The sequence below is a fragment of the Arenibacter palladensis genome (genome assembly GCF_900129275.1).
GTDB classification, from domain to species: domain Bacteria; phylum Bacteroidota; class Bacteroidia; order Flavobacteriales; family Flavobacteriaceae; genus Arenibacter; species Arenibacter palladensis.
This window is the reverse complement of record NZ_FQUX01000001.1, coordinates 1-12,641: the sequence shown is the minus strand read 5'-3', so window position 1 is coordinate 12,641 and position 12,641 is coordinate 1. Positions and strand designations below refer to the sequence as shown.

Genomic DNA, 12,641 nt, shown 5'->3' with positions numbered 1-12,641 from the left:
TACACATAATGAGCAATAACAGTAATGAAAATGTAGGTCCTTTGAAAGGATTGGTCGTGGCCGATTTTACACAATTGGCCCAAGGACCTTGGGCAACGCAGATGTTGGGAGATATGGGGGCGGATATCATTAAGATAGAACCGGAAAAAGGAGATTGGATGCGACATTATGCATATGGGAACCTTTACCCCAACGGTGAAAGCATTTCATTTGTTAGTTTCAATAGAAATAAACGCAGTATAGCATTAAACTTAAAAGACCCAGAAGGAGTAAAAATTGCCAAGTCAATTATAGCTAAGGCTGATATTCTTGTTGAGAATTTTCGTCCCGGAGTTATGGACAGGTTGGGTCTTGGGTATGAGGAAATAAAAAAATCAAACCCCAAATTGGTGTATTGTTCAAGTTCTGGCTATGGATCTTCGGGGCCATATTTACATAGGGCAGGCCAAGATTTGTTGGCACAATCCATAGGTGGCGGTTCGGCTCTAAATGGGAAAAAGGGAGATATGCCAGTGGTTACAGCCGTTGGACAGGCCGATTTATTGACCAGTTTATTTATAAATCAGGCAATAATGGCTGCCCTTTACTCCAGGTCAAAAACGGGAAAAGGCCAAAAAATCGAGGCGAACTTGCTGAACTCTGTGGTAGGCTTCCATATACAGGAAATTACGGCATACCTGCACAAAGGAGCAAACCCGGAACGCAGTGAAAGTGGTATCCCCAATCCCTGGTTGGGAGCACCATATGGGCTCTACAATACCAGTGATGGATATATCGCCATCGGTATGAACTCCGTACAAAAATTGGCTCAGGTCATTGGCTTAAAAAAATATGATTCAGAAGCGTATGCTTCCAATAATATAATAGAAAGTAGGGATGAAATTCGATTTGACTTCGATGCTGTATTTCAATCTAAAGCGACTGAGGAATGGTTGGCCCTACTATTAGAACATGATATTTGGTGCTCCCAAGTCAATAGCTTTGATGAAATGGTCAATGACCCTCAGATAAAGCACAATGAGATGATTATAGAAATAGAGCATCCCACTATTGGCAAGGTTAAGACTACCGGTTTTCCTGTATGGTTCAGTGATACACCCCAAAAGATATATAAGTCGGCACCCTTGCTTAATGAGCATGCGGAGGAAATACTCAGGGAATTCTGCGATTTTAATGAATAAGGAATAAATACAAAAACAACTAAAGACATTTAGCTATGAAATTAGGATTTGGACTTTACAGACATATGCTCAATACCGAGCACTATAATTTTGCAAAACAATGTGGCGCAACTCATTTGGTTATTCATTTGGTAGACTACTTTGGCCATAACAAGGATAATGCGGACCAGCCCATTGGAGGAAAAGAGGGCTGGGGCAAGGCTGGTAATCCCAATGAAATATGGTCATTGGAGGAATTGTTGGCCATAAGAAAGGAGATAAATGATCATGGATTAGAATTAGAAGCTATTGAAAATTTCGACCCGGCCCATTGGCATGACATATTATTGGATGGCCCCAAAAAGGAACAGCAAATGGCTAATTTGAAACAACTAATTCGCAATGTAGGCAAAGCAGGTATTCCCGTATTCGGGTATAATTTTTCACTCGCCGGTGTTGCAGCAAGAACCCAGGCACCTTATGCGCGGGGCAAAGCTATTTCGGTGGGTATGGACGGTGGGGATGATACGCCGATACCCAATGGAATGGTCTGGAATATGGTCTATGATGAAAATGCCCCTGAAGGCACTTTGCCAAAAATAGACCACGTAGAACTTTGGAGCCGTTTACAATATTTTCTCAATGAAATTCTTCCTGTGGCAGAGGAAGCCGGTGTAAAAATGGCGGCCCACCCGGATGACCCTCCAATGCCTTATATTAGAGATACTCCAAGATTGGTGTATCAGCCTCATATGTATCAAAAATTGATAGATACGAGGCATAGCCCTTCAAACAATTTGGAATTTTGTTTGGGGTCTATAGCCGAGATGACCGAGGGAGATGTATATGAGGCCACCGATACCTACAGTAAGCAAGGAAAAATCAGCTATATCCATTTTAGGAATATAGTAGGGAAAGTGCCCAATTACAAAGAGGTATTTGTAGATGAAGGGGATATAGACATGTTCAAAATCCTTAGAATTCTTAAGAAGAACAATTTTAAAGGGGTGTTGATCCCCGACCATACTCCACAAATGACCTGCGATGCACCATGGTATGCGGGCATGGCTTATGCAATGGGGTATATGAAAGCAGGATTAAAAGCAATAAATGAATAAATAAACCATTGCCAATATGGGTCATGGATAAAGATAGTTAGTTCAATTAGATTTTTTTTAGTTGAAGGGTGCACCATGAAATACGGGTGCACTCTTTTTTGAAAATCAATAGGCTATAGGTAAAAGCGTTAAAAATAAAATGAAAAATTATACTCATTCATACAGGTGTCTCCTCTGCCTTATGTTCATTATATTATTGGTATAGTTATGAGATCTTAGGGATCATGACTAATTCCTAGTTAACTCAATTCAGTGGTTTTAGAATTCCTTCCTAATTATTCCGTATAATTTCTCGAGAATTTTTTACCGTATTTTGAAGGGGTCTCCCCATATTTTTTCTGGAAACATTTGCTGAAGTATTTGGGATCCCTAAAACCAACTTTATAGCTCACCTCAGAAATGTTCATTTCGTATTTTTCCAAATAAAGGGCCGCTCTTTTTAATCGAATTTCATTGATGAACTCATTGGGAGTGAAGTTCGTCCACGCCTTGATTTTGGAAAATAAAATTGTTCGACTTACTCCCAATTCCCTACAAAATGAGGGAATGTCAAACTCTATGTTTGCAATATTTTCCTCTACGATATCCATTGCTTTTTTGAGCAAATTTTCGTCCAATGTAGAAACCGTTAATTCATTGGGTAACAATCCAGTTTCACTAGAAAACTTATCCTTGAGCCTTTGGGTAGACTCCAATAGGTTTTTAACCCTAAGCTTAAATTCCGCAATATTAAATGGCTTGCTTATGTAATCGTCAGCTCCACTCTCCAAACCTTCGAACTTATATATTAAGGAAGTCCTGGCAGTGAGGAGGATGACAGGAATATGACTTGTGCTTATGTTTTGTTTTATTTGGGCACAAAGCTCGGTACCAACCATTTCAGGCATTATAACATCGCTAATTATTAAATCAGGGATATGTTTTTGGGCTTTAATTAAACCCTCCTTGCCATTTTCGGCCTCCAGTACTTTATAGTCTTTTATTAAAAGGTTTTTGAAGAAAGATCTAAGTTGTTCATTGTCTTCAACCACCAGTATGACCGGCAAGTCTTTGTCTACTATTATATTATCCAAAGAATCTTGTAAAACCAATTCTTTAGGGGATAACTGTGAGGTGTATTGGACAATATCGTCACTAAATTTAAAATCGGATATAATTTCGTCCTCCAAAAGATGTTCCCTTCCCACGGGTAGTGTAAGCTCGAATATAGAGCCATGAGGTTCATTGCTTTTTACAACTATTGAACCCTTATGTAGTTCAATGATATTCTTAACTATAGAAAGCCCAATGCCTGTGCCTTTGTTATAATCATTTTTAATATTGTCATCTGAAGGGATTTCAAAGAAACGGTCAAAAACCTTATTTCTATATTCCTCTTTAATTCCAATTCCGGTATCCTTAATTGTAATGTAAATATTATTTGTGTCTTTTTTTACCTCTATTGCTATTTTTGCACCTGGGGGGGAGAATTTAAATGCATTGGAAATCAAATTATAAAATACCTGTTCCAACTTAGGTCGGTCATAATATACCAATATCTGTTCATGTGAACAATCCAGGGTATATGTATAGCCTTGGTCTTGAGCAAATTCGCTAAAAGACAAATATATTTCTTGTAAAAATTTCACAATATTACCTTCTGCTGCCCGTAATTTGGATTGGTGATCTTCCAATTTTCTGAAATCCATCAGTCTATTTATGAGTTGTAGCAAATGATTGGCACTGCTTTCTATCACCAACAATTTTTTATACATAATGCTGCTTCCTTTGTAATCCGCCAGAATTTGTTGCAAGGGGCCTGAAATCAAGGTTAGGGGAGTTCTAAAATCATGGGAGATATTGGTGAAAAATTGCAATTTTGCCTTATTGGTTTCTTCTTTACGCTCGTTTTCCAATTGTTCCCATCGTAGATCCTGTTTCAATTTTGCTTTGGACTTCATTATAGTGTATAGGCCGTATAATGCCGATACAAGCAGGAGACCATATATGGTATAAGCCCAATTGCTTTTCCAAGGGGCTGGTTTTACCGTTATATTCAATGTTGTTGGAGCTTCGTTCCATACCCCATCATTATTGGCGCCTTTTACTTCAAACATATAATCACCAGGTTTTTGAAGGGTAAAAAATGCTTCTGTTTTATTGGTATAGATCCAAGAATCATCGAGTCCTATAAGGCGGTAGGCATACTGGTTATTGTTAGGGTTAATGAAATTTGGTATGGCATAATTAATGGAAAAGTTGGCATTGTCATAACTCAAGGTTATTTCTTCGGAATAAGTAATTGATTTGGCTAGAATCTCTTCGTTACCTTGAATTGGTACGGATTGATTCCTTATTTGTAAATCGGATAGGATGACCTTAGGGGAATACGTGTTCCTTACCAATTTCCCAGGGTCAAAAGAAGTAACACCTTCAGCTCCCCCAAAATACATACGGGAACCCGCCGATCGTAAACCTGAGTTTGGACTAAAGTCGTTGGTGCTCAATATATCCCTTTGATCATAGATTACAGCAGTTTTATTCTTGGTATCGTACTTTACTATTCCTCTATCACAACTTAACCATAAATAGCCTTGAACATCTTCTATAATAGTATAAATGGTAGAAATTGGGTTTTGTTGGTCCAGGGTAACCCTTTCAAAAGTGGAGCCATTAAATTTTTGAAGGCCTATAGTCTTAGTACCTACCCAAATTTGATGATTACTATCCTCGAATATGGTCTTTATATCATCTCCTGAAAACTCATCAACAAAATAATAGGATACGTCGTAGGAACCTTCATCGTTAAAACGAATAAAATTGAGTCCGCCAAGTCCACCTGCCCAAATACTGCCAGACTTATCAATTAGTATGGTCTTAATAATATTGGTGGATAGTTTTGGCTCTTCCCCCAACGTTTTGCCGAACACACGGAACGACCTATTTTTTAGGTCATATCTTACCAGACCCTTGCCAAAAGTACCTAGCCAATATATGCCATCATTGCCTTCCTTAATTGCATACACCCCAGTGTTTTGTACATACTCTAATAGTTCATCTGTTATTATGTTGTTCTGTATTTTCTTTGTGCGAATATCATACACATAAACCCCATAATTCAGCACTCCCACCCACAGCATGGATTTATCGGAAAGTAACATTGTCTGTATGTTATTAGGTCTAAATTCATTGGTATTGGTAACGTTTAGAATGTCAATGGTATTTTTTTTAGGATTTAGAATGGTAACGTCGCCTCCTTCAGTTCCAAAATATAGGTTTGAATTTTCATCCGATACTATAGCAGTTACCACATTGTTATTAATCTCACTATTGGTAAAGTTGACAAAGTTTTCGTTGGATTTGTCCCAAATATTGACACCACCACTGTAGGTACCTGCCCATATGGAACCATTCTTATCCTTAAAAATGGATTTGATGAAATTTTGGCTCAAACCTGCCGTTTGATTGCGATTGTTTTTAACGTCCCAAACCTTTCCTTCGGGACCAATGATTTTTATGCCATTGGTTGTGCCCAACCAAATGGAACCATCATTGGAACGTTGTAGTACCCTGACATCAGTAGAATTGGGTATTCCAGAGTACTTTGGTATTTTGAATTTTTTTTGGTCCGTATCAAATAGTATATATCCATTGTATTTGGTGGCTAATCCCAAGGTGTTTGGCATAGTTTCAATAATATCTTGGATAAATAAATCTTGAGAGTCATTTTCCCATTTAAATTGTTCAAACTCAAACCGATCTCCATTTCTGCCAATTAATTTGGCCAATCCCCCAGAGGTGCCAATCCAAACATCCTTATTACTATCCACAAAAATACGTTGAACATTCTTGTAAGGAAGACTCGATATTTTACCTTCCACATAGGGAATGTTCCTAAAAGCTTCCTTTGCCTTATCGTATACAGAAATTCCATTGGCAGTTCCTAACCAAACTTCGCCATTATCCATTTCTTTAATACAGATGACTACGTTGTTGCAAAGGGAATTGGGAGATTTAGTTTGATAGTAGCGCTTAAATTTATTTTTTACCGGATCATATCTATTGAGTCCGTTATATGTGCCCACCCAAATATATCCATCACTATCTTCCTTGATAGACAATATATCGCTATTGCTTAAAGTGGTAGAGTCGCTAGGTTCATTTTTGAAAACATCAAATCGAGTGCCATTATATTTGTTCAGGCCATTTCGGGTGCCTATCCACATTTGTCCCAACTTGTCTTGTTCCATAGCTATTACGGAACTATTGGAGAGTCCGTCTACAGCCGATAAATGTTTAAAATGGAAATTGACGGTCTGGGCCCATGAGCAAGTGGACATTATCACAAAAATTAAGATCAATCGATGTAGATTGTTATAAAACATCCTCAAAATTTAGGTCCAAACGAAAAAAAAATATTCTACATGCAGCTTCTTGTTACGAATCATCAACTGATGCTTTTGCAATAGTAAAATATGATTTTTCACTATGGTTTGCAATAATTTGGGCCTTAATATGGAACCGTTATTAATCTACTGATACACAATAAACCCAATTGTATTAAAATTAATGAATTTTTGGCAGCAGTATAAAGGTATTACGTGGTAAAGGCCATATTGTAAATAAATAGCTTAAGCAAGGACATTGCACTAATTCAAAATGTTTTAATCCTGACTAGAGTTTATCGATTCTTTTCAGCCTTGAGCCTAGTTTAAAGCCTTGTAATCAATATTGGGCCCAACCAACATTATAAAGTTAAAAGGAAACAATATCCTTGGATGGTTGCCATTGCCCGTCTCCATTTCTAAACGAGGATTGGATTGTAGTTTTTTTATTGTTGCTACAAATCCCATTCTTCGTGCTTATAGCTATACCCCCAGGGAAGCTCCTAAAGCAAAATTGCTAACTGTAGCCCTATAATTTGAACAGGTGATTGTGGGATTAAAAAAAAATGGGGCAAAATAACTTTTTGCCCCACCTCACCAACTAATTCAAACTAACCAAAAATTTATATTTCCAAACAGAATAATACTTGGGAAACATTATTGTTTGTACCTCCTAACGATATCCATTGTTCGTTGGGTCAGCATCCAATAAAGCCGGATTTAATTCCAGTTCTTGCAAGGGAATGGGCAATAATACATGATACGGTTTAATGTTTTCATTTGGTTTCCAGAATCGGTATTCTAGATTTTGTACAACATCCAAGAGAATCCCCCATCTAATTAAATCATATCTTCTAAAGCATTCTCCAGCCAGTTCCCATTTACGTTCGTCATAAATGGCTTCCCTGAACTCTTGCTGACTAAGACCAACCAGTTCCCACTCTGCTTGGGTATTATATGCACGTTGTCTAATGGGGTGAATATACTGATATGCGTTAGCCGGACCATTAATTTCGTTTTCACATTCTGCAGCCATTAAATAAACATCGGCCAAACGAAAAACAAGTCTGTTGTCCGAATGGTTGAATCGCGGGGAGTTATTCACATCCAAATTCCAAAATTTGGGCATATAAGGAAAATTCAATTCAAAGCCTAAATAGGTGTCCGCAATATTCAAAGGCCTCCTTAAGTCGTTCAAGGGAAACTTTTCAGCAAAATCCTTAGAAGCTACTTGGAGACCGGTTCCATTAAATGCTTCACCTCGTTCATTTAGTGCCGCCGCCAAGGCACTTCGTTCACTTGAGTTCTTGGGCTCATCCCTTAAACGGGGGCTAAACATACTAGGTCTCCAGTTACCATTACCAAATGCGGCCGGCAGTGTGCCGTCTTCACGAACCGTACCTTCTTCAAACTGACTTCTGATATCTTTTGCAAAATCCAAGGACCAAATAATCTCGGAATTATATTCATTGGAAGGATCAAATACTTCCGCATAGGTTGGTAAAAGTGAATGTGGGGATTGATTTATAATTTGTAAGCATTTGTCCAATCCAGGCTGCCACTTTTTTTGCTGCATATAAATTTTAGCTTCTATTATTGCCGCTGCCCATTTGGAAGCCCTACCACTTTGATCCCCATTATAAGAATCCTGCAAATTGGCTTGGGCAAATTGTAGGTCTGCCAAAACACCATTTACTATAGTTTCCTTATCGGTTCTTCCCAGTACCCTAACTTCATCAATTGTTAGTGGTTCTGTATAATAGGGAGCTGCACCCCAAAGGTTGGTGATATGCCAATAACACAAAGCACGTATAAATGTAGTTTCGGCAATAATATCTATTTGTGCATCCTGACTTATAGCGGTATTGCCAGTAACCCTATCTATTATAATATTTGCACTGAAAATGATTCTATAAAGATCCTTCCAAGTATCTGAAACACTCATTTTTTGAACGGATACATCTGCCAAAGCCTCGTTCATTGAATAATTTCCTATGGGTTCTACGAAATTTGCAGAACGGTTAGGTTCAATAATGTCAGCTCCATTGTCATAAAAGTGGTCAAGTCCTACCTGTCCATAAATAGAATTATTCTTTAAAATACCATATATACCATTTACCGCTTGTCTTGCGTCATTTTCTGAAGCAAAAAAGGTTTCTGGGGCAATAAGGGCTCTAGGTTCTTCTTCCAAAAACTTCTCACAACCAAGGAAGGAGAAAATCATCAAAATGTATAAAAATATGTTTCTTGTTTTCATCTGTGTTTTTATTAAAAGGTTACGTTTAGACCAACTGTCAACACTCGTGGATTAGGATATTCCCCATCAGAATAACCTTGAGCTATATTACCTAAGCCATTTCTTCCGAAATTACTTGTTTCTGGATCTATCAATCTAAAATTGGAGAATAGCAGTAAATTACTTCCGGAAATATATAGACTCATGTTTTTTACACTGTCTCCCCAACCCATTTTTTCTACAGGAAAATTATAGGCTATTCTTGCCGTTTTAAGGCGTAAATGCGATCCGTCCTCTACATATTCCGAGTTACTAGGAGTGTTTGTTACGGAATCTGCCCCTGCCCTGGGAATGTCAGAAGTAGGGTTGTCAAGAGTCCAGCGATTTCGTATATCTCCAAATTTTGTAGTTTCCCCTCTATTAAAATAATGGTTCCGAGTTCTTAAATTGAACACTTCATTTCCCGTAGTACCTTGAAAGTAAAATGAAAAGTCCAAATTCTTATAGGAAAAGGAATTTTCGAAGCCATAGATCAGATCTGGTGTGGGATCTCCTAGAACAACATTATCTTCTGTAGATATTATCCCATCTCCGTTTAAATCCTCAAACCTGGATCCACCTACTACTTGGGGATCCGTTAAACCTGAAGCGTCGATCTCTTCTTGACTCTTCCACGTTCCCAAATACCTAACTCCTGTAAAGACAGGTACAGGTTCACCTACAATTAAGCGCGTGTTCCCCGAACCCAATATTGCATCTACAGTAACATCAATAAAGTCTACCCCGCCAAGATCTAATATTTTGTTCTTGTTGGACGACAATGTTAAAGTGGTTTTCCAGTTAAAGTTGGCATTGGATATATTGGTTGAGTTTACTAAAAGCTCCCATCCTTTATTTTCTAAGGATCCAACGTTTTGCAATTGGCTGGTAAACCCTGTTTGCCTAGGGATGGTAACATCCAATAATAGGTCATTGGTCTCTTTTTGGTAATAGTTGAATTCCGTAAAAAGCTTACCGCCAAACATGGATGCTTCCAATGCTATATCCAGAGAAGTAGTTGTTTCCCATTTTAATTTAGGATTTGAAGGTCTTCCCAATGTTAAACCTGGTACTTCAGCACCATTGAGAGAAGTGTTGGCCTCTGTGAGTAAACCTAGCGTCCTGTAAGGCCCAATGGCTTGATTACCGGATTTACCGTAGCTGGCACGAAGTTTTAAATCGTGAAAAAAGCTCTGGTCCTGCATAAAGGCCTCTTCGCTTATTTTCCATGCTCCTGCTATGGATGGGTAGAATTCATATTTGTTGCCTTCTGCAAATACCGAACTACCATCTGTTCTACCTACCAAGGTAAGTAGGTATTTGTCCTTATAACTATAATTTAGCCTTCCAAAAAACGATGCCACTTGAAAGCCGTCATAGTCACTACTTACTACGGATCTGGTAGGGTCAGAAAAACCCAGGTTGTTAAAACCTGTAGCATCACTGGTAATACCAAAAGCTTCTGCTTCTGCAACTTCTGTATATACTTTTTGAAATGAAGCACCAGCAAGTGCCGTCACGTTATGATTTTCACCCAAATCCGATTGATATTGTACAGTATTTTCATTGTTCCAGCCAGTGCTGGCAACGGTGCGTACACTAGCCCTACCAAGGTCGCCTACTTCCAGTAGATCCGGACTTTGGCTAGAGATAAATCTGTTTTGTTTGATGTTGTTAAATTCCGGACTAAATGTTGATCGTATCATCCACTTCTTCCATGGGCTATACTCTAAATAAACCGTTGCCAATAAATTATTGGTGAATGTCTCATTCGTATTCAACTGTGCATTTGCTATTGGATTGGACCATGGTGCACCAATAACTTCATCAAACCCATTAAATGTGCCATCTTCATTATAAATTGGTTGTGTTGGAAGGTTGGCGAAAACATTTCCAAAACCAACAACACCGTTATCTTGATTGATTCTGGAATAGTTGATACGGAAACCTGTTTTCAATTTATCACTTAACCTCAGATCCAAGTTTGATCTGAAAATATATTTTTCAATACCAGAACTTATGATTAGTCCATCTTGGTTGAAATAGTTTAATGAATTGTAATAATTGACATTGCCGTTTTCTGAAGTACCGGCTATAGAAACATCTGCATTATAAATGGGTGATGGACCCATTAACAACTCATACCAATCGTTGTTGGGATAGGTAGATGGATCATTGGGAAATGGTAATGCCGCAGATCTAAACTGTGCACTTTCGTTTGTGAAAGCTATTTGTTCTGCTTGAGAGAGCATATTTGGTTGCTCTGGTACCATTTGCATACTGGTGTACAGGTTTACACTTACCTGAGGTTTTCCCACCCCGGCACCGGCACCATTTTTGGTGGTTACCAGAACTACACCATTCGCACCTCTGGAACCGTAAATGGCAATAGAAGAGGCATCTTTTAATATTTCTATGGATTTAATGTCGTTGGCGTTAATGTTGTTCAAGTTGAAATTGGTTCCAACAACAATACCATCAATGACCCAGAGTGGTTCGTTACTTCCTGTAATGGAATTACCACCCCTTACCCTAATAACTGTACCTGCGCCTGGCGCACCACTAGTTTGTGTTACTTGAACACCGGCAGCCCTACCCTGTAAAACCTGATCCACCCTAGAAGATGGAACTTGGGTAATATCTTCAGAGCTTACGGAGGCTACAGAACCTGTTAGGTCGGATTTCCGCTGGGTACCATAACCAATAACCACCACTTCGTCCAAGGCTTGAGTGTCTTCAAGTAGGGTAACGTTTACTGTGGCCCTATTACCAACGGTCTCTTCTAGGGTCTGATATCCTAGGTAAGAGAATACGAGAATTCTGGCGCCATCAGTAAGGTTTATAGAATAATTGCCATCAAAATCGGTGACAACCCCATTTGTGGTCCCCTTCTGAACGATATTCACCCCAGGTATCGGCATGCCGTCCGATGCCTTTACCGTACCCGAAACACCGGGGTCTTGGGCTATTGCAGAATAGCTGTAAAGGCTTAACGCAAATAGTGCGAAAAGCAACTTCGATTGTTTTAAAATCTTTTTTTTCATGTTTTATGAGTTTAGTTTAGTAATTATTGATCTAGATAAATTTGGTGGATTTGTCAGTAAGAACTATTGTAGTCCAAACGCCTTTGTCTAGAATCGTCAACGGATTTTAACCTTTGATTTACAACAAGATTAAAGTCTAAAATTTGGAGGCCTATCCTGTACTGTGCTGTTAATTTCCGGTTTTGTACGATTTTACTCTTTTAATGAATTTTTGTCCACTTAAGTTTTAATGCCATGTTTATATTCGGTTATTTCGTGAGGATAGAAAAGGATAGAATTTTCGAGATTTAAACTTGTTGAGAGCTATATATTAATAGGTCTTGTCCATGATAGATCATGGTTTTTGAGTCGTCCTAAAATAGGTTGACGGTTTTTAAAGAATATATATTAGACCTGTGAATTTAACTTCACAGGTTTTTTGTTATGTATAAAATTAGGTGTTTTATAATTAAGGCTCAAATGTGGTCTTCTGTTGTTGTATGTATTGATGGAATCTACAATGAGTTGCTTTAAATCTTTACCGTTGTTACATTTATATATTAAGAATTCCCCTTTCAATATCCCATTGATCCGCTCGGCCAGTGCATTCTGGTAGCAGTCATATCCATCGGTCATCGATGGGGTGATATGGCTGCGCCGGAGCTCCTCTTGATATACGGAAGAACAATACTGTAGCCCCC

Annotated in this window: 6 protein-coding genes; 2 read left to right on the top strand and 4 right to left on the bottom strand. The window is 38.5% G+C overall.

From position 1 onward, the window contains the following. Positions 1-8: 8 nt before the first annotated feature. Entirely contained in the window at positions 9-1,181 is a 1,173-nt protein-coding gene (locus tag BUA60_RS00030) for a CaiB/BaiF CoA transferase family protein (protein ID WP_072859730.1), read from the top strand. Between the two features lie 35 nt (positions 1,182-1,216). After that, positions 1,217-2,278, top strand: coding sequence for a mannonate dehydratase (locus BUA60_RS00025; protein WP_072859729.1), 1,062 nt, complete (start codon positions 1,217-1,219; stop codon positions 2,276-2,278). A gap of 275 nt (positions 2,279-2,553) precedes the next feature. Here BUA60_RS00025 and BUA60_RS00020 read toward each other — a convergent pair whose 3' ends face one another. From BUA60_RS00020 to BUA60_RS00005, 4 genes are all read right to left on the bottom strand, one after another. Beyond that, a complete protein-coding gene (locus BUA60_RS00020) occupies positions 2,554-6,597 on the bottom strand; it encodes a hybrid sensor histidine kinase/response regulator (RefSeq protein ID WP_245802479.1) in 4,044 nt (1,347 codons plus the stop codon). 718 nt (positions 6,598-7,315) lie between these two features. Continuing rightward, the gene (locus BUA60_RS00015) at positions 7,316-8,899 is read right to left on the bottom strand and encodes a RagB/SusD family nutrient uptake outer membrane protein (RefSeq protein WP_072859727.1); all 1,584 of its coding nucleotides are present in this window, start codon (positions 8,897-8,899) and stop codon (positions 7,316-7,318) included. Positions 8,900-8,910: 11 nt separating this feature from the next. Further along, complete coding sequence (locus BUA60_RS00010; protein WP_072859726.1) at positions 8,911-11,961, bottom strand: SusC/RagA family TonB-linked outer membrane protein; 3,051 nt, start codon at positions 11,959-11,961, stop codon at positions 8,911-8,913. Positions 11,962-12,348: 387 nt separating this feature from the next. Beyond that, positions 12,349-12,641: integrase core domain-containing protein (locus BUA60_RS00005; protein ID WP_143153096.1), on the bottom strand; the 293-nt coding region annotated here is incomplete at its 5' end.

Excerpts from the sequence above, each read along its gene's own strand:
- BUA60_RS00030 (WP_072859730.1), top strand. The coding sequence starts at position 9 with ATGAGCAATAACAGTAATGAAAATGTAGGTCCTTTGAAAGGATTGGTC.
- BUA60_RS00025 (WP_072859729.1), top strand. The coding sequence starts at position 1,217 with ATGAAATTAGGATTTGGACTTTACAGACATATGCTCAATACCGAGCAC.
- BUA60_RS00020 (WP_245802479.1), bottom strand. The coding sequence starts at position 6,597 with ATGTCCACTTGCTCATGGGCCCAGACCGTCAATTTCCATTTTAAACAT.
- BUA60_RS00015 (WP_072859727.1), bottom strand. The coding sequence starts at position 8,899 with ATGAAAACAAGAAACATATTTTTATACATTTTGATGATTTTCTCCTTC.
- BUA60_RS00010 (WP_072859726.1), bottom strand. The coding sequence starts at position 11,961 with ATGAAAAAAAAGATTTTAAAACAATCGAAGTTGCTTTTCGCACTATTT.